We start from the raw sequence: 17,176 nt of genomic DNA, 5'->3' as shown, positions 1-17,176 counted from the left end.
GGCGCACGCTATCATGCCGGGGAAGTGAGCAAATGAGGAAAAGCCGATGACCGAATTGCTGGACCAGGGCGCCGCCGCCATCGCCGCCGCCGTGCGGGCAGGAAAGACCAGGGCCCGCGACGTCGCGGAGATGGCGATCGCCCGCGTCGAGGCGCGGAACGGGCAGCTCACCGCCATCGTCGACTTTAATCCGGTTGAGGCGCGCGCCTCCGCCGACGCCGTCGATGCGAGACGCAGCCAAGGCTTCGACGGCCCCCTGCTCGGTGTCCCCTATACGGTGAAGGACACGACCTGGGTGCAGGGCCGCACCGTCACCAACGGTTCGCTGCTCTACAAGGATTTCAAGCCGCCGCGCGACGCCGTCGCCGTCGAGCGCCTCAAGGCCGCCGGCGGTATCTTCCTCGGCATGACCAACACGCCGGAGATGGCGGCCAAGGGTCACACGGAGAACAAGGTCTATGGCCCCTCGCGCCATCCGATGAATCCCGCCCTGACCCCGGGCGGTTCTTCCGGCGGCGCCGCGGCAGCGCTCGCCGCCGGATTCAGCCCGATTGCGCTCGGCACCGACGGCGGCGGCTCGGGCCGGCGGCCGGCTTCGCATTGCGGTGTGGTCGGCCTCAAGACCTCCGCCGGCGCCATTCCCGCGCCCTTCGGGTTCGGCGGCGCCTACGGGCCGCTCTACGGCGTGACCGCACCGATGGGTCGCACGGTCGCGGACGCCAGGGTCGCCTTCGAGGTAATGGCCGGTCCCGACCGGCGCGACCCTCATTCGGTGGCGCTGCTCGACGTGCCGCCGCCCAGCTGCCCGCGCATCGCCATAAGCCCTCGGCTCGGTCTTGGCGTCGCCGTCGATCCCGATGTCATGGCAGCCTTCGATGCCGCCGTGGCGAAGCTGCGCGCCGCCGGCTGGCGCATCGAGGCGGCCGATGTCGCGTGGCCCGGTGACACCTCCGAGACCGCTTTCGCAGCCGTGAACAGTTCGGCCTCCGCCCTGCTCTATGGCGAGCAACAAGCTGCCGACAAGGACCTGTTTGGCGACAACATCTCGGGCCTGATCGAGCGCGGCCGGTCCGTGCCGGGCACCGACGTCGTCGCCGCCTTCCGCTTTGCCGACGCCTGCGCCCGCTCGGTGGCGCAGTTCTTCACCGCGTACGACTACCTGCTGACGCCAACGACCGCCTGCGTCTCCTGGCCCGTCGAGCAGGTCTTTCCGAAGATCATCGAGAACAGGGAGGTAGGCCCACGCGGCCACGCCGCCTTCACGCCGCTGTTCAATCTGGCTCTCGCGCCCGCCATCTCGATCCCCTGCGGCACGGGTCGTGACGGGCTTCCCGTCGGCCTGCAGATCGTCGCGCCGCGGCTGCACGACCGTCCGTTGCTGGCAATGGCACAGCGCGCCGAGACGGCGCTCGGCGTCGGTTAGCTCCCCACAGCACAGGCCCCCGGAATCATGCAGCTGACCGAAATCCTCATCGTCGTGAGCGTGGCGTTCGTCGTCGCCATCGCCATCAGGGTCTTCCGCGCACGCCGGGCGGCGCGCAATCGCGGGCCTGCCCATATCCACGAAGCGCTGATGAAGCGCGCCGAACCTCACACCGGACGCAGTCCATTCCTCAAGAAGGTCGTGAGCGAGTTCAAGGCCAATGGGCACGTCTCCAACCGGCAGGCCGAGGCGGTTGCAAAGGCTCTGAAGCGGTTCGAGGGGAAGTGAGCGGCAATCCGCATTGAACGCAACCGTCACCTGACCGATAGTCGCCGCGCAGTGGGGAGCGCGGGACAAAGGCATGACGCAACCGGCGAAGACGACGACGGCCACCCTTCCGCTCTGGAAGAAGATTCTCTTCAGCCTGATCCTTCTGGTGGGATTCCCCGTCGCCGGCATCCTGGCGATCGAGGGCGTGGGCTACGCGATCATGCACTTCAAGTACGGCGTCCCGGGCAAGACCTACGGCCTCTGGACCCACGACGCCGAACTGGGCGCGATTCATTCCCGCAACGGCTACAACTCGAATTCCGAGACCAACAATTACGGCTTCCGCAACAAGGAGGACGTCTTCGAGCCGAAGCCGCCGGGCTCGATCCGCGTCATCGCCTACGGGGGCTCGACCACCTTCTGCTACAATTTGGATACCGACCAAGCTTGGCCGATCCGGCTGCAGGAAGAACTGCGCAAGCATGCCGGACCGAAGTCTCAGGTCATGAACGCCGGCGCCATCGTCTGGTCGATCGGCCAGGAGGTGGCCCGGGCGAAGCGCGACCTGCCGAAGCTCAAGCCTGATGTGGTCATCATCTACTCGGGCCTGAACGAGGAGGCCAACGCGGGTCACCTCCAGCGGGAGGGGGTGAGCCTCAAGGACGCGGTCGCCCAGGGCAAGCACGGCCTGTTCGCGACGAACCTCGACCAGTCGCGCTGGCTAAAGCGCAATTCACTGATCGTGCGCTACATCGAATACCTGAATCCCTTCGGGCAGACTCACAGTTCCGAGCCGGTGCCGGAATATCCGATCGTCCCGGAGGTACGCGAGAACTTCAACCGGACGCTTCGCGAATTCATCGAGCTCATCCGGCAGAACGGTGCCAAGCCGCTCTATGTCATCATGGGCGGCCTGCACGAAATCGGCCAGAATCGATTACTGCTGCGCTACTCGCGCGAGGGGGCGGCGGTGGCCCGCGAGATGGGCGTGCCGGTAATCGACTCGAATGACGTCATCAGGGACTACAAGGGCAACAGGGGCGATCTGTTCTCGCCCAGCGGAGCCCACTGGTCGGCGCTGGGCGCCGAATTGCTCGCGAAATTCATCGATGAACAGGCATTGAAGGTCATGGTCAAGCCGAACTGAGCGCGAGCGGTTTGGGAATGCGCCCTTATCCAATGGCCGTTGCCGCCACGTGTGGATTAGTGTGGCGAAGTGTCTTCCCGGAAAAACAAGATCGGCGCCGCCGCCGCCAGGCGCCTTGCCCTCGCGGCGCAGGGTTTCGGCATTCAGCGTTCCGACGGCGTCGCGAACCTCGGCCATGTAAAGCGCGCCATCGACCGGTTGGGTCTGCTGCAGATCGATTCGGTCAACGTTCTGGCGCGCGCCCACTACCTCCCGCTGTTCTCTCGGCTCGGCAACTACGACAGCACGCATCTCGACGGGCTGGCCTGGGGCCGCAGGAGCAGCCGCGGTCTGTTCGAATTCTGGGCGCACGAGGCCTCGCTGCTGCCGCTTGGCTCCCAGCCGCTGCTGCGCTGGCGCATGGCGCGCGCCGCTGCCGGCACCAGCAAGGGCAAGCTGCAGGAGTTCCGCCGCGAAAAGGCAGCCTACATCGAGGAGGTTCGCCGCGAGGTCGAAGATCGCGGCCCCATCGCCGCGTCCGAGCTTGCCAGCGGCGGCCCGAAGCGCGGGCCCTGGTGGGGCTGGAACGACGGCAAACTCGCGCTCGAATGGCTGTTCTTCGCCGGCATCGTCACGACGGCCACGCGACGCGGCTCGTTCGAGCGCGTCTATGATCTCACCGAGCGTGTGCTGCCGGCGGACATCCAGGCTCTACCGACGCCGTCACCCGAAGAGGCTCAACGCCAGCTGCTGCGCCTCTCCGCCCGCGCCCTCGGCGTCGCCACGGAGTTCGACCTGCGCGACTACTATCGCCTGCCCGTCGCCGACACCAAGGCGCGACTCGCCGAACTCGTCGAAGCCGGCGATCTGATCCCGGTCGAGGTCGAGGGCTGGAATCGACCTGCCTTTCTCGATCCCGCGGCCCGTCAACCGCGCCGGATCGAAGCGCGCGCCCTGCTGGCGCCGTTCGATCCGCTGATTTGGGAACGCGACCGCACGGAGCGTATCTTCAATTTCTTCTATAGGATCGAGATCTACACGCCGGTCGCCAAGCGCAAGCACGGCTACTATGTCCTGCCGTTCCTCCTGGGCGACAGGCTGGTCGGACGCGTCGACCTGAAGTCGGACCGGGCGAACTCGAAGCTGCTGGTGCCGGCCGCGCATCTCGAACCCGGGATCGAGCCGCGCGACGTGGCCGCCCCGCTGTACGAGGAGCTTCGCCTGATGGCCGACTGGCTGGACCTAGAGGGCCTCGCCCTGCCGCTAGACGGAGCTTTGGGGCGCGAATGGAATAGGATGGGCAAGTGATGTGCGTTGGAAGGAAGCAGCGAGCATGAACGATCTGGTTCTCAAGGGCGGCCGCGTGATCGACCCCTCGCAGGGCATCGACCGGGTGACCGACATCGCCTTCGCCGGCGGCAAGGTCGCCGCCATCGGCGATGGCCTGTCGGGCAAGGACGTGCGCGACGTTGCGGGCAAGATCGTCTCGCCGGGCCTCATCGACCTGCACACGCACGTCTACTGGGGTGGCACGTCGCTGGGCGTCGAGGCCGAGCTGCTCGCACGCTCGGGCGGCGTCACGACCTTCGTCGATGCCGGCAGCGCCGGGCCCGGCAACTTCCACGGCTTCCGCAAGCACGTGATCGAGCCGTCACCGGTCCGCATCCTGCCGTACCTCAACGTCTCCTTCCCCGGCATCTTCGCCTTCTCGAAGGCGGTGATGGTGGGCGAAAGCGCAGACATGCGGCTCCTCGATCCGCGCGAGGCGGTGCGGGTGGCGCGCGAGCACAAGGACCTGGTGCTGGGCGTGAAGGTGCGCGTCGGCAAGTCGGCGAGCGGCGATTCGGGCATCATGCCGCTCGACATTGCGCTCGACGTCGCCGAGGAGATCGGCCTGCCGATGATGGCGCATCTCGATTCGCCGCCGCCGTCGCGGCACGAGGTTGTGAGCCGCCTGCGCCCAGGCGACATCCTCACCCATTGCTTCCGCCCCTTCCCCAATGCGCCGGTTCAACCGGATGGCAAGGTGCGCGACGAAATCCTGGCGGCACGCGAACGCGGCGTGATCTTCGATATCGGCCATGGCGGCGGATCCTTCGGTTTCGGCACGACGCGCAAGATGCTGGCCGCCGGCTTCCTTCCCGACGTCATCTCCTCGGATGTGCATGCGATCTCGATCGAGGGCCCCGCCTTCGATCTCCTCACCACCATGTCGAAGTTCCTCTGCCTCGGACTGGACCTCGCCACGGTCATCAAGCTCACGACCCAGAACGCAGCCGCCGCCATCAAGCGTCCCGACCTCGGCACGCTCAAGGTCGGCAGCGTCGGCGAGGCCACGGTGATCGATCAGGCGGGCGGCACGTTCGACTATGCCGATTCGATCGGCGAGAAGCTGATCGGCGACAAGCGACTCCTGTCGGCGGGCGTCGTGCTCGCAGGCCGCTGGTGGCATCCGCTGTAGGGCTGGCGATGCCTGCCGACGATCCCGCCTCTCCGGCCTGCCTCGCCCATGAAGCCGACGACGCTTACATGGGCTTTGCGACACGCGAGGAGATCGTCCAGCTCCTGGCGGAGTTGGAGGCGGCGTCTGACGGCCAGCGGGCCGATATGCTGCGCAGGATGTTGCCGAGAATTCGGGATGACGTGCTCCATGCCGAGCTGAGCGCGCGCTTGGCGGCAATAGGCGGCACTGATTCAAAGACTTAGGGGGCCATTATTTCGGCGGTGGGCGGCAACCTTCATGCGGCAGGTGCCGTTGACGGGTCAGGCCGGATATTTGGCGTTGCCTCTGCCCCCGCTCAGCGACGCCTCTCTCCCGTCCGGCCTCAAAGCCCGCTCCCGAGCCACCTCGGGGGCGGGCTTCGTCGCGTCGGGCCTACCTCAGGAAAGCGACCGCGAACAAGCGGGCGGGATCGGTCCAGGTGTGGGCGATCGAGAATCCGCCCCGCCGGGCCAGCTCCGCAACGTCCGCATCGTCATACTTGTAGGAATACTCGGTGTGGACGCGTTCGCCTTCGGCAAAGGCGAATCGGCGGCCGGCGACCGTAACCGTCTGGGCGCGGAGACTGCGGAAATAGATTTCGATGCGGCCCACCGCCTCGTTGTAGAACGCCTCGTGGGCGAAGGCCGAGAGGTCGAAATTGGCCTCCAGTTCGCGGTTCATGCGTCGCAGCAGATTCAACGTGAACTGCGCCGTCACGCCCGCCGCGTCGTTGTAGGCCGCGTGCAGGCGCTGTGGATCCTTCTTGAGGTCCACCCCCAGGATCAAGGCGCCGTCGCTTCGCAGCAGCCGGCGGGCGCGGCGCAGATACAGCACCGCCTCCCCCGGAGTCAGGTTGCCGATCGTGGAGCCCGGAAAGAAGCCGATGCGACGGGCGCCGTCGATCGCGGACGGCAGTGCGTCCAGCGCCATGTAGTCGCCCGCTACGGGATCGACGCGCAGCCACGGATAATCTTCGCGAAGGCGCCGGGCCGTCCCATCGAGGTGCTGACGCGAGATGTCGATCGGTACATAGGCGTGAAGATCCGGCATCGCGTCGAGCAGGAGCCGAGTCTTCACGCTGGATCCGCTGCCATATTCGACCAGCGCGCATCCCGGCCCGGCGAGGCGCGCGATGTCGCCTGCGCACGCGCGCAGGATCTGCGTCTCGGTCCGCGTTGGATAGTATTCGGGTTGCTCGCAGATCGCGTCGAACAGCGCCGACCCTCGGGCGTCGTAGAGGAACTTGGCCGGAATCGCGCGTGGCGAGCTGCCCAGGCCCGCGAGGACGGCCCGACGGAAGTCTTCGCGATCGGCGGCATCGCCATGCTCGATGGCCAGTAGCGACACGTTCATCGAAGATCCTCCGCGAGACGAATTCCGCCGAACATCCAGCGCGCGTCTGGCGGAAAGAAATTGCGATATGTCGGACGCACATGACCCGGGGGCGTCGCCGCACATCCGCCGCGCAGCACCATCTGGCTGGCCATGAACTTGCCGTTGTATTCGCCGATGGCTCCCGCTGCTTCGCGATACCCGGGATAGGCGACGTAGGGACTCGCGGTCCATTCCCAGACCTCGCCAGTGCCCTGAACGGCGCCGGCCGCGATCTCCCATTCCGCTTCGCGCGGCAGCCGCTTGCCCGACCATTTGGCAAAGGCGGCGGCCTCGAAGGCGCTGACATGGCAGACCGGCCGCAAGGGGTCGACCGGTTCGAGGCCCGACAGGGTGAAGACGTGCCAGATGCCGTCCTTTTTCTCCCAGTAGAGAGGCGCCTGCCAGCCCCGCTGATTCACACAGTCCCAGCCGGCTGACAGCCAGAACTCCGGCCGGCGGTAACCGCCATCTTCGATGAACTCCAGGTACTCGCCGCAATTGACCGGACGCCTCGCCAGCGCGAACGCGTCGAGCCACGAGCGGTGGCGGGGTCCCTCGTTGTCGAACGCAAAGCCTCGCCCATCATGTCCCGTCTCAACCAGGCCACCCTCGAACTCGCGCCAGCCCATGGCTTGCACTGCCTGCACCCAGCCGCCTCGCGCGGCGCGATAGGCGGGCTGCAGCGGGTTCATCGAAAGAGCATGCTTGATGTCCATCAGGATCAGTTCCTGATGCTGCTGCTCGTGGTTAAGTCCCAGTTGCACGAGATCGTGTACGGCATGGTCGCCCGTCAGGAACGCCAGCATGGCGGTCGTAACGTGGTGCCGGTAAGCCAGAACCTCTGCGACTCCCGGCCGCGTGATGAGGCCGCGCTGGGGCCGCGGATGTCGCGGACCGACCGCCTCGTAGTAGGAATTGAACAGATACTCGTAAGCCGGGTCGAACACCCGATAGCCGCGCGCGTGCGGCCGCAGCACGAAGGTCTCGAAAAACCACGTCGTGTGGGCGAGATGCCATTTCGTGGGACTGGCATCGGGCATCGACTGCACGGTCTGATCCTCGGCCGACAACGGAGCCGCCAGTGCCTCGGCAAGGGAACGGACAGTCCTGAAGGACTGGAGATCGTGCGGCTGCACGGTAAGCGTCGACGTATTCGGCACGGAACCTCCGGGGGCCTAACGTGGGGCTGCGCAGGTCGGTTGCAAGGGCGTTGCCCGACGATCACCCTGCAGCGTCCGCTCGTGGACATGAGGGAAGCAAGTGCCGATTTGCGAGATCGACCCGTGGCGCGCTCAATATTTCGAGAAGGTGGATTGCCCCGCAGACGTATTCATACCGACTGAAGACTCGGATGCGTGGCTTTGGAATCCGGAGCACCGCTGGGTCTATGACAAGTTGGCCGTCGCCACCCGGCAGGGTTTCGAGGCTGCGCCGCACGGCGTGGCGCCCAAGACCTTTCCGGTCTTTTCCAAGCCGATCTACAACCTCAAGGGCATGGGCGTCGGAAGCCGTGCCCTGCGTTCGCCCGAAGACTACGAAGCGGCCTATCGACCGGGACACATGTGGATGCCACTTCTCCAAGGCGACCATGTGAGCAGTGATGTCGCCCTGGTCGACGGGGTGCCGAGCTGGTGGCGGCATGCGAGGGGCGTCCCCGGCGACGACGGCACGTTCGACTACTGGGAGATCGGCGCCGGTTCGGAGCATGCCATTGAACGGTGGGCAGCCGACTGGTGCCAGCGCCATTTCACGGGCTACACCGGCATGGTGAATTTCGAGACCATCGGCGGACGCATCATCGAGGTACACCTGCGGTTTGCCGACCAATGGCCAGATCTCTACGGCAAGGGATGGGTGGAAGCGCTCGTGCGGCTCTATGCCTGGCGCCAGTGGCGCTATGAGGATGGCGACCGGCGCACCGGCTACAGCGTGGTGCTGTTCATGCCGCACGGCCGTCAGTACCGCCATCCGCCACAGGCCCTCCTGCAGCGCGTGAGGCGCATCCAGAACGTGTCGAGCGTGCAGATCACGTTTCACGAAGCCATGGCGCCGGAAAAGCACGCCATGCCACGCGGCGGCTTCCGGGTTGCCATTGTGAACTGCTGGGACCGCGGCGCAGGGAACGAGCCCCGCGCCCTGCTCCGCGCCCATTTCAGCGCCTAGCGATTGCGACGAACGAAGCCGGCAAACAGGCTGACAACAAACAGGACCAGCCCGATCACGAGAAACATCAGGGCCGAGTACAGCATCGGCTCCGCACCCTTTTTTGCACATTGGCAGGTGGTGTGCGGCAAACGTCGGCGCATGAGCGCGGATTACCGCCGGGGCAACCCAGCCGGAAGCGAGGCGTTGAGGAACCAACCTAAGGCCCCAACCCTGGAGCGACCCTCATGCAGTCCGAAGTTACCCCGACCGAAGCCCGCGGTGGCGTCGTCACTGGACGCGTCATCACCGTTCTCATCGTCTCCTTCATCGGCGCCGCCGGAGGCATGGCACTGGCCTGGTACTTTCTCACCCAGTAAGCTTTCTTCATGAAAACCCTGATGCTCAGCTACCTCGTCGCGCTCGTCGTCCTGGCGATTCTCGACGCATTGTGGCTCGGCGTCGTCAGCCGCGAATTCTACAAAGCGCGACTTGGTCATCTGCTCCTGGACAAACCGATCTGGAGCATCGCCATCCTGTTCTATGTCGTCCATGCGGCAGGAATCGCGGTCTTCCCGGTGCAACTCGCCCTGGCTGCAGGCACCTGGTCGAGCGCCCTTCTCTACGGAGGACTCTTCGGCTTTTGCGTTTATGCGGCGTACGACCTCACGAATCTCGCGACGCTGCGGGGCTGGCCGATGGCCGTCAGCGCGGTGGATCTCGCCTGGGGGGCTGCGGTCACCGCGGCAGTGACGCTGGCGACATTCCTGGTCGTGAGGCCCTGATCAGCGGTTGCTGTCGTCGAACTCGGGATGACGCCGCACATAGGCGACGACGAAGCTGCAGGCCGGAACGATCCTGAAACCCTGGTTGCGCGTATCCTCGAGCGCGGCCTTCACGATCCGCGCACCGATACCCTTGCCTTCGTCTTCCGGCGGCACTTCGGTGTGGGTGAAGACCCGCGCGTCTCCCTGCTCGCGATAAACGGCAATCGCCAGGCCATGCTCGACCGGTAGCTCGTACCGCTGCTGTGCGACATTGTGAGTGACGGTCATATTTCACCTGTCGTGGGACGCGCTCACCCCGCAACGAGGCGAGCGCGTTGACGGTTGCTCCTAGCGGTCGACTTCCCAGAACATGGGGTAGGACGACTGGATGAGGTTTTTCAGGTCGCTGCGATATCCGGCGGGCCTCGTGAACTGCCCCCACATCACGGCCGGGACCAGATCATAGGCGAGCACTTGGATGTCGGCAGCGATCTTTCGGCGTTCCTCGAGCGTGCTGGCCCGCGTGTAGGCCTTCAGCAGGTCGGGAATACGGTTGTCGCAGGACCAGCCCGGGAAGTCGTTGCAGGTCGCCGCGATGTAGAAGTGCGTGAGCGGCGAGTACATGTCCGTGCCGTTCGAGTAGACCGGAAACATCGACCAGCCGTCCTTCTTGGCGCGACGGGCAAGGACAGTCGGCCAGTCGCGCGGCTGCTGCTCTACGGTGAAGCCGATGTCCTTCATGTTCTGGACCAGCACCTGCGAAGCGGTCTGGCTGATCGACCCGGCGACTTCGAGGATAATGACCGGCTCGCCCTTGTACCCGGACGCCTTCAACTCGGCCCGAGCGGCAGCGAGGTCGAACTTGTTTCCGCCGGCGCCGGCATCCGTCGAGAACGGCGCGCCGCACATCCAGAACGAAGCGCAATTCTGGGTCTGGTACTTCTCCGGTACGCCGATCGCCATCAGCGTCGCGCTCGGGTCGACCAGCTTCCACATGACCTTGCGCACCGCCGGATTGTCGAAGGGCGGGAAAGCATGATTCAGTCGGAAATTGCCCTGGAACTGATGAATACCGCCCAGGCCCAAAAGCTTGACGGACTTCTCCTTCTCCAGGACCGGCAGCATGTCGAACGGCAGGTACTGCATGTAGTCGATCTCGCCCGCGATCAGCGCGTTTGCGCCGGTCGACGGGTCCGGCATCACGCGCAGGGTGAGTTGGTCGATCTTCACGTTCTTCCCGCCGGTCAGAAAATCCGGCGCTTCCTTGCGTGGCACATAGGCGGCGTTGCGCTCCAGCACCATGGAATCGCCAGGCCGCCACTGGTTCTTGAGGAAGCGGAACGGACCCGATCCGATCGGCTCGGGAATACGCTGGTCGGCAGGAGTCGCGGCCAGGCGGGCCGGCATCATCACCGGCAGCGGCGCGTTCGGCTTGCCCAGCACCTCGAGGATCAGCGGAAAGGGCTGCCTCAGGACGAACTTGATGGTTTTCGGATTCGTCGCTTCCAGTGAGGCCGTATCCGCCATCAGCATCTTGCCGAGGGGATCGCGCACCGACCAGCGCTTGAGCGAGGCCACGCAATCCTCGGCCGTCACCGGATTGCCATCATGCCACTTCAGCCCGTCCCGCAGGACGAACGTCCAGGTCAGCTTGTCGGGGCTGCTGTCGTAGCTCTCGACCATCTGCGGCTTGATCTCGCCTTTGTCGTTCATGGCGAAGAGCGTGTCGAAGACGTGGGTGCCGAAGGTGCGGGTGATCGCGGCGGTGGTCGCGTGCGGATCGAGGATCGTCACCTCGGATTCGAGGACGACCGTCAGTCCCTTGGCCGCCCGCGCCTCGCGAGGCCTAATCAAAGAAGCGCTCGCCATGGCGACACTGCCCGCCAGTGCCGTCCGACGCCCCAACCCAATGCTACGCATGTCAAATCTTTCCCTTCATCCCGAAGCGAGACCGTAGCGCGCTTTGGTCCCAAACGAAACGGGCCGGCCTCCCCTTTCAGGAAGGCCGGCCCGCGCTTCGCTGGCCGGAAGAAGCGACCGTTAAGCCGGCGACAGGAGACGGCAGGTCACCCGATCGACGAACGTGGACACTGGCGGCCCATAGACAGGAACGCCCCAGCGCTCACCGGGGCCGGCCGGGGACAGGACGATGCGGGTGTCCTGAACCGGACGCCCACCGTTGGTGAACGTACAGCCGACGACCGGATCGACGACGTTTGCGCTGTTGTTGGTGACATAGAGAACGGACAACCAGTTCTGCTGCGGCACGGCCTGCAACCACGGACTATCGATCACGACCGCAGGCACCGTCGGGCCGGCGGTGATGGGCACCGTTCCCATCAGGTTGCCGCGCGGCCGTTGCACGACGATTTGCGTCGCGACCGACTGGCTGTTCGGATCGAACGCCTTGTCGGCCGGGGTGGTCGGCATGGCCGCCTGCTGCTGCGGGGTCTGATTGTCCTTGCTGACGTTCTCGGGCGTCCAGACCTTGCCGGTCCGCTCGTCCTTGAACTGGGCCACGCCGTCGGCCGAGACCCCGGCGCCGATCGTGCCGGGAGTCTGGGCGGCCGGCACCTGGGCAAGCGCCGGGCTCATCGTGGCCAGCGCCAGAGCGCCGGCCACGGCTGTGAGAACGATGTACCGGTTCATCTCCGTGCTCCTCACATGTCCTTCAGGCGGCCCTTTTCCCAGGCGCCGACCTGCGCCTCGGCGGCTTCACGGGAAATCCCGTAGCGCGTTTGAATCTTGCCCACGAGCTGGTCGCGCCGCCCCTCGATGGCCAACAGATCGTCGTCGGTGAGCTCGCCCCACTGCTCCTTCACGGCACCCTTGGTCTGGTTCCAGCTGCCCTTGACCTTCTCCCACATGGTCTGGGCGTCATTCTGCGTCGTGGTCTGGGCGGTCGTCTGGGCTCCGGCGACGAGTGGCACCGAAGCGACGGCGACGGCGGCACACGCCGCCAGAATGGCGATAGAACGCATATAAAACCCTCCTGATTGGGTCCTGCCAACGGGCATGCACCCCACGAGGTTGCCAGGCGCGCACGGGCGCCCAGGCCTTCAGACCCAGAGAGATTTAAGGACCAAAGCGATTGGTATGACGATGAGCATGGCGACGTAGAGATCCATCAGTTCACCCGCCAGCGGACCGTGGTCCGAATGATCCTGAGTCATGTTCGACGTCTCGGACGCTTGCTTGGACTTCATGATCCCCTCCACGATTGCCCCATCCTCAACAGATGAACGCCACAAAATCGTGGGGGGTTGCAGCCGTCGCGCGGGGAATCGTCGTCGCGAAAGCGTCAGGCGACCCGTCGCGCGGTATGGTCGAGCGCCTGCTGCAGGTCGACCGAGGAGTACGGCTTGGAAATGAACTGGATTCCCTCGCCTTGAAGGCCCGAACGGCCGTAGCCGCTGGCAATCACGACGGGCAGCAAGGGATACTTTTCGCGCACCTTGACTGCGAGTTCCTCGCCACTCATCCCCGGCAAACCCACGTCCGTCACCAGAAGGTCATAGCCTCCGCTCTGGGCGAGGAGTTCCAGGGCGGCCTCGCCGCTGCCGACCCCGGCCACCGAACACCCCAGCCGCTCCAGCATGTCGGTGGTCGACATTCGCAGCAGGACCTCGTCCTCCACCAACAGGACCCGCCTCGCCCGACCCTCGGCCACCGATGGCGGCGCGAACTCCTCGGCGGAAGCGATTGCGGGCGGCGCGAGCAGGGGCCGCCGACTCGCAAGGACACTGCGCAGCTTCGTCGAAAGCGCCTCGCTGGTGTAGGGCTTGGCTAGCATGGGGTAGCCCGACCGCGTGTGGTCGGGGATCAGGCCGCGGGCGAATCCTGATGTCAGAAGCACGGCAATGCCAGGCTTCAGGCGCTGGGCCAGTTGCGCAAGCTCGACGGCAGTTATCGTGCCGGGCATCACGATGTCCGTGAACAGGAGATCGAACGCGGAATCCCGTTCCAGGATCGCCGCCGCCACGTCGGGATCCTCCGCAGCCTCGACGCGATAGCCCCACCCCTGCAGCATGTCGACGACGGCGCGCCTGACATCTTCGCTGTCTTCCACGACGAGGATTCGCTCGCTGCCGCTCACGGCACTGACCGGGTCCTCCGACTCCTCGACGACCGGATCCTCCGTGCGCGGCAGATAGAGCTTGATGCTGGTCCCCTGCCCGATCGCGCTGTCGATCCGGATATGCCCGTTCGACTGTCGTACGAAGCCATAGACCATGCTGAGGCCAAGCCCCGTGCCCTTGCCGTCACCCTTGGTCGTAAAGAACGGATCGAACGCCTGCGCCGCGACTTCGGGCGGCATGCCGATCCCGGTGTCGCTCACGTCGACCAGCACATAGGGGCCGGGGGTCACATCGGGGTGCAGCGCTGCATAGCGGCGGTCTAGCGTCGCATTGGAAACTTCGACTCGCACGGTGCCGCCGTCCGGCATGGCATCGCGGGCATTGATCGCAAGGTTGAGGATGGCATTTTCGAGCTGACCGGCATCGATTCGGGCGTTCCAGGGATCGTCGGCCAGCTTGAGCTCGATGCCGATGCGCTCGCCCAGAGAATGACGCATCAGGTCGGCGAGATCGCCGACCAGCCTGGCAACGTTCGTGGGCTGCGGCGTCAGCGGTTGCCTGCGGGCGAAGGCCAGGAGCTGCTGGGTGAGGCGTGCGCCGCGGTCGGCCGCTGCCGTTGCGCTCTGCACCCGCGACAGCATCGCGGCATTGTCCCCGGCCTCGCCCTTCAGCAAATCAAGGTTGGCCCGGATGACCTGCAGGATGTTGTTGAAGTCGTGCGCCATGCCGCCGGTGAGCTGGCCGGTGGCTTCCATCTTCTGGCCCTGCCGAAGGGCAGCCTCATCACGCAGCTTCTCAGTGATGTCGACGCACCGCACGACCGCGCCCCCGCCCGACATTTCGCCGCGGTAGATCTCGTAGTCCCGCCCGTCATGCGCTACGCGGACCACGGCGGGCCCCGTGGACGGAGCCCCGCCGAGATCGAGCGGCAGGAGAAGAGCCCGCGTCGCAGCCGAGCGATCGGACAGGAGCTGATCCAGCGTCGGCGGTGCCTGCTTGCCCGGCTCCCACTGCGCCAGCCTGGCGAACGCCTCGTTCCACGCCACAACGCTCCGCTCGCCATCGATCACGAAGATGGGGTCACGCAGGCTCTCCAGAGTCGCCTGGAGAAGGCGTGACCGGCCGGCGAGAGCATGCTGGCTGCGCTCCAGGCGCCCGGCGCTGCGCACGACGATGTAAATGCCCACGATCAGGCAGATGAACGCCCCGCCCATGACGAGCAGGCCGGATCTATCGGCCTGCTCCTGCTCCGATCGCAGGGCCGTCAGGCGCCGCGCCAGCAGGAGCCTCTGTCCTTCGACGAGCGTATCGCCGAGCAACCTGACCTGGCTGAGCATCGCCCGCCCTGTGCCCGTCCGATCGAGCGCCAGGGCAGCCTCGCGACCGTCAAGCTGGTAGGCGCCCACGGTGGCGTTCAGCTGGTCGAACTTCTGTGTCGTGACGTCGCGGAATTCGTGGAACTGGCGCGTCGTGTCGGAATCGCCCTCAACCGCAGCCTCGAACTGGCGCATACTGGATTCGATCCTGAGGCGGGCGCGCTCGTAAGGTTCGAGGCTCGTGACGTCGCCGGTCAGCAGGTAGCCGCGCAGCCCGATCTCGGCGTCCTGCACGGCGATCACGATCTCGCGCATCAACCCCATCGTCACGTAGTTGGCTACGACCAGGCGCTGCTGGCGCGCCGCCGACTGGGAGTGGGTGAATGCCAACATGAGGCCCGTCGCGATCAGCACGGCGAGGGTGATGCCGGCAATGACGCCAGTCGAGCGTGCCGATCGCAGAAGGCTAGGCATTTACCGGCTCGTCCGCCGCGGGCGTCGGAAATACGACGATGACCCTGTTGCCGCCTTCGGGCTTGCGCTCAATGGTAACCTCGCCGCCCAGCTGCATGGCAAGTCCGCGGATCAGGGTGAGGGCAAAGCCACCCTTCCCGTCGGGGATCGCGGCGCCGTCATCCCGGGCAACGCCATTGTCCTCGATGACGAGTTGGACCTCCTCGCCGCGTTCACTGGTCTCGATGCGAATTTCCGGCGTGGCCGCCCTGCTGAAGTCATGGGTGAGCGCAATGCTCACCGCCTCCGTGACGATCAGGCCAATGGGAATGGCGGTGTCGGGGCCGACCGCCATGATCGGGGCGCGGATATGAAAGCGAGGCGCCGGCTGATCGCCCCTCGCGCGGCCAACCGATATCTGCCGCACGAGATCGCTGATGAACTGCTGGAAATCGACCAGAGACCAGCTCGATCGCTCGTAGAGATGCCGGTGCAGGATCGACAAGGTGAGAACGCGATTCTGCGCATCGCCGAAGAAGCGGCGAATACGCGGCGACCTGATCTCTCCGGCCTGGAGGTTGAGCAGGCTCGAAATCATCTGTAGGTTGTTCTTCACTCGATGATGAATCTCGCGAAGCATGTGGTCACGCTGCTCGAGGTTGGCGCGCAGGGCCGCCTCGCGGCTGGAGATGGCCTCCGCCATGGCCGTCACGCCCGCCCCGACCGAGGCCATTTCCGGGGACCAGGGCTGTCGCGGTGACAAGGTGATGTGTTCGCCGCGAGCGACCTTGTCGGCGAAATCCTGGATGTACCTGAGAGGACGGACACACCAGCGGTCGGCACCGAACCAGATCACCAGAAGAACGGCGATCGACGCCAGCACGACGAGGAAAAAGCCCGCCCAGATTCCGGCTAAAGACAGGGAATCGGTGCCGACGGGTGCAGACACCACGACGAAGAGCGCGTTGCCGCCAACCGGCCGGACCCGGAACTCGTAGAGGGAGCCATCCTGCCCGGAATCGGAGAACGTACTCTGACCGCCGGTCAATGCCTCGACCAGGCGTGCCGGCACCGGCAGCCGACGCAGCGCCATCGCATCGCCGCCGAGGGCAGCCCCGGAACCGTCAACCACCGCCACCGCCGTGCCGCCTGCGCCTTCCCCCTGGGCGGCCATCTGCGCCAACGCCCGCAGCCGGATGCCCACCGCGCACATGCCGCGGAACGTGCCGTCACGAATGATGGGAACGGCAATGGGAATGATCGCGTGCTGCGTCATGCGGCTCGCGATCGTATCGCCGACGATAAGCCCCTTGGCCAGCTGCGCCCTCTGAAAGACGTCCCGGTCGGCAAATGACATGCCGAGAGCCTTGGCATCGCTGGCGCATCGCGCAACGCCCTGATCGTCCGTCACCAGCGCGGTCGAATATTGACCCGGATAGGCTGCCAGCAACTTCGACAAGTAGCCTCCGCATCGACCGGCGGTGGCGGACGACGGCTCGGCCGAAGCACTCTGCTCGACGGATTCGTCAGCGCACGCAGCCGTCAGCAGGCGCCGCGAGGCTTCGAAAAGGCTGGCATAACGCGCGACCGCCACATCGGACACAGATCCCAGCGCGGCAACCCGCTGCGAGATGACCGACTCCTCCTGGAGTTTGGACTGCCAAGCCGCCAGCCCGAGGACGGGCAGCAAGGCCAGCGCAACGAGCGTGACGAGCTTGGAGCGAAGCGACCATCGCACCACGAC

The 17,176-nt window shown here is 65.7% G+C and carries 18 protein-coding genes; 9 read left to right on the top strand and 9 right to left on the bottom strand.

Annotation, left to right across the window (positions count from 1 at the left end; genetic code table 11):
- Positions 1-46 precede the first annotated feature (46 nt).
- From Q7V45_RS06940 to Q7V45_RS06915, 6 genes are all read left to right on the top strand, one after another.
- Positions 47-1,423 (top strand): amidase, encoded by a 1,377-nt coding sequence (locus tag Q7V45_RS06940; protein ID WP_304849120.1) that lies wholly within the window; start codon positions 47-49, stop codon positions 1,421-1,423.
- A 27-nt stretch (positions 1,424-1,450) separates the two neighbouring features.
- The gene (locus Q7V45_RS06935) at positions 1,451-1,711 is read left to right on the top strand and encodes a hypothetical protein (protein ID WP_304849117.1); all 261 of its coding nucleotides are present in this window, start codon (positions 1,451-1,453) and stop codon (positions 1,709-1,711) included.
- 73 nt (positions 1,712-1,784) lie between these two features.
- Positions 1,785-2,840, top strand: coding sequence for an SGNH/GDSL hydrolase family protein (locus Q7V45_RS06930; protein ID WP_304849114.1), 1,056 nt, complete (start codon positions 1,785-1,787; stop codon positions 2,838-2,840).
- A 69-nt stretch (positions 2,841-2,909) separates the two neighbouring features.
- Positions 2,910-4,127, top strand: a complete 1,218-nt coding sequence (locus Q7V45_RS06925; RefSeq protein ID WP_304849111.1) for a winged helix-turn-helix domain-containing protein — start codon at positions 2,910-2,912, stop codon at positions 4,125-4,127.
- Between the two features lie 25 nt (positions 4,128-4,152).
- Complete coding sequence (locus Q7V45_RS06920; RefSeq protein ID WP_304849108.1) at positions 4,153-5,280, top strand: amidohydrolase/deacetylase family metallohydrolase; 1,128 nt, start codon at positions 4,153-4,155, stop codon at positions 5,278-5,280.
- 8 nt (positions 5,281-5,288) lie between these two features.
- Complete coding sequence (locus tag Q7V45_RS06915; RefSeq protein ID WP_304849105.1) at positions 5,289-5,525, top strand: hypothetical protein; 237 nt, start codon at positions 5,289-5,291, stop codon at positions 5,523-5,525.
- 169 nt (positions 5,526-5,694) lie between these two features.
- Here Q7V45_RS06915 and egtD read toward each other — a convergent pair whose 3' ends face one another.
- Together egtD and egtB are read right to left on the bottom strand one after the other, a co-directional pair.
- Positions 5,695-6,654 carry an L-histidine N(alpha)-methyltransferase gene (gene egtD, locus Q7V45_RS06910; protein WP_304849102.1) on the bottom strand — a complete coding sequence of 320 codons (960 nt, stop codon included), beginning with the start codon at positions 6,652-6,654 and terminating at the stop codon, positions 5,695-5,697.
- Positions 6,651-7,835 (bottom strand): ergothioneine biosynthesis protein EgtB, encoded by a 1,185-nt coding sequence (gene egtB / locus Q7V45_RS06905; RefSeq protein WP_304849099.1) that lies wholly within the window; start codon positions 7,833-7,835, stop codon positions 6,651-6,653. Before egtB ends, egtD begins: the two co-directional genes overlap by 4 nt.
- Before the next feature lie 100 nt (positions 7,836-7,935).
- Here egtB and Q7V45_RS06900 point away from each other — a divergent pair, with 100 nt between their 5' ends.
- The 3 genes from Q7V45_RS06900 to Q7V45_RS06890 all read left to right on the top strand — a co-directional run bounded on the left by Q7V45_RS06900 (position 7,936) and on the right by Q7V45_RS06890 (position 9,602).
- Positions 7,936-8,838 (top strand): hypothetical protein, encoded by a 903-nt coding sequence (locus Q7V45_RS06900; protein ID WP_304849098.1) that lies wholly within the window; start codon positions 7,936-7,938, stop codon positions 8,836-8,838.
- Positions 8,839-9,065: 227 nt separating this feature from the next.
- Positions 9,066-9,197: a hypothetical protein gene (locus tag Q7V45_RS06895; protein WP_304849095.1), complete on the top strand. Its 132-nt coding sequence runs from the start codon at positions 9,066-9,068 to the stop codon at positions 9,195-9,197.
- A gap of 9 nt (positions 9,198-9,206) precedes the next feature.
- A complete protein-coding gene (locus Q7V45_RS06890; RefSeq protein ID WP_304849092.1) occupies positions 9,207-9,602 on the top strand; it encodes a DUF2177 family protein in 396 nt (131 codons plus the stop codon).
- On the opposite strand, the gene Q7V45_RS06885 is transcribed toward Q7V45_RS06890, so the two are convergent.
- From Q7V45_RS06885 to Q7V45_RS06855, 7 genes are all read right to left on the bottom strand, one after another.
- Positions 9,603-9,872 (bottom strand): GNAT family N-acetyltransferase, encoded by a 270-nt coding sequence (locus Q7V45_RS06885; RefSeq protein ID WP_304849089.1) that lies wholly within the window; start codon positions 9,870-9,872, stop codon positions 9,603-9,605. It abuts the gene before it with no gap.
- Between the two features lie 60 nt (positions 9,873-9,932).
- The gene (locus Q7V45_RS06880) at positions 9,933-11,453 is read right to left on the bottom strand and encodes an ABC transporter substrate-binding protein (RefSeq protein WP_304849086.1); all 1,521 of its coding nucleotides are present in this window, start codon (positions 11,451-11,453) and stop codon (positions 9,933-9,935) included.
- A gap of 171 nt (positions 11,454-11,624) precedes the next feature.
- A complete protein-coding gene (locus tag Q7V45_RS06875) occupies positions 11,625-12,233 on the bottom strand; it encodes a hypothetical protein (protein WP_304849083.1) in 609 nt (202 codons plus the stop codon).
- A gap of 11 nt (positions 12,234-12,244) precedes the next feature.
- Positions 12,245-12,451, bottom strand: a complete 207-nt coding sequence (locus tag Q7V45_RS06870) for a CsbD family protein (RefSeq protein WP_304849213.1) — start codon at positions 12,449-12,451, stop codon at positions 12,245-12,247.
- Positions 12,452-12,643: 192 nt separating this feature from the next.
- Complete coding sequence (locus Q7V45_RS06865) at positions 12,644-12,790, bottom strand: hypothetical protein (protein WP_304849080.1); 147 nt, start codon at positions 12,788-12,790, stop codon at positions 12,644-12,646.
- A gap of 95 nt (positions 12,791-12,885) precedes the next feature.
- A complete protein-coding gene (locus tag Q7V45_RS06860; RefSeq protein ID WP_304849077.1) occupies positions 12,886-15,453 on the bottom strand; it encodes a response regulator in 2,568 nt (855 codons plus the stop codon).
- The gene (locus Q7V45_RS06855) at positions 15,446-17,173 is read right to left on the bottom strand and encodes a sensor histidine kinase (RefSeq protein WP_304849074.1); all 1,728 of its coding nucleotides are present in this window, start codon (positions 17,171-17,173) and stop codon (positions 15,446-15,448) included. Before Q7V45_RS06855 ends, Q7V45_RS06860 begins: the two co-directional genes overlap by 8 nt.
- Between the last annotated feature and the right edge of the window lie 3 nt (positions 17,174-17,176).

It is taken from the genome of Reyranella sp. (assembly GCF_030651995.1).
In the GTDB taxonomy this organism is placed as follows: Bacteria; Pseudomonadota; Alphaproteobacteria; order Reyranellales; family Reyranellaceae; genus Reyranella.
The sequence above is the reverse complement of the archived record's forward strand: the minus strand, read 5'-3'. Positions and strand labels throughout refer to the sequence as shown.

What these genes read in the sequence shown, in the direction of transcription:
- Q7V45_RS06940 (WP_304849120.1), top strand. Translation starts at nt 47, where the DNA reads ATGACCGAATTGCTGGACCAGGGCGCCGCCGCCATCGCCGCCGCCGTG.
- Q7V45_RS06935 (WP_304849117.1), top strand. Translation starts at nt 1,451, where the DNA reads ATGCAGCTGACCGAAATCCTCATCGTCGTGAGCGTGGCGTTCGTCGTC.
- Q7V45_RS06930 (WP_304849114.1), top strand. Translation starts at nt 1,785, where the DNA reads ATGACGCAACCGGCGAAGACGACGACGGCCACCCTTCCGCTCTGGAAG.
- Q7V45_RS06920 (WP_304849108.1), top strand. Translation starts at nt 4,153, where the DNA reads ATGAACGATCTGGTTCTCAAGGGCGGCCGCGTGATCGACCCCTCGCAG.
- Q7V45_RS06915 (WP_304849105.1), top strand. Translation starts at nt 5,289, where the DNA reads ATGCCTGCCGACGATCCCGCCTCTCCGGCCTGCCTCGCCCATGAAGCC.
- egtD (WP_304849102.1), bottom strand. Translation starts at nt 6,654, where the DNA reads ATGAACGTGTCGCTACTGGCCATCGAGCATGGCGATGCCGCCGATCGC.
- Q7V45_RS06895 (WP_304849095.1), top strand. Translation starts at nt 9,066, where the DNA reads ATGCAGTCCGAAGTTACCCCGACCGAAGCCCGCGGTGGCGTCGTCACT.
- Q7V45_RS06890 (WP_304849092.1), top strand. Translation starts at nt 9,207, where the DNA reads ATGAAAACCCTGATGCTCAGCTACCTCGTCGCGCTCGTCGTCCTGGCG.
- Q7V45_RS06885 (WP_304849089.1), bottom strand. Translation starts at nt 9,872, where the DNA reads ATGACCGTCACTCACAATGTCGCACAGCAGCGGTACGAGCTACCGGTC.
- Q7V45_RS06880 (WP_304849086.1), bottom strand. Translation starts at nt 11,453, where the DNA reads ATGGCGAGCGCTTCTTTGATTAGGCCTCGCGAGGCGCGGGCGGCCAAG.
- Q7V45_RS06875 (WP_304849083.1), bottom strand. Translation starts at nt 12,233, where the DNA reads ATGAACCGGTACATCGTTCTCACAGCCGTGGCCGGCGCTCTGGCGCTG.
- Q7V45_RS06870 (WP_304849213.1), bottom strand. Translation starts at nt 12,451, where the DNA reads ATGTGGGAGAAGGTCAAGGGCAGCTGGAACCAGACCAAGGGTGCCGTG.
- Q7V45_RS06865 (WP_304849080.1), bottom strand. Translation starts at nt 12,790, where the DNA reads ATGAAGTCCAAGCAAGCGTCCGAGACGTCGAACATGACTCAGGATCAT.
- Q7V45_RS06860 (WP_304849077.1), bottom strand. Translation starts at nt 15,453, where the DNA reads ATGCCTAGCCTTCTGCGATCGGCACGCTCGACTGGCGTCATTGCCGGC.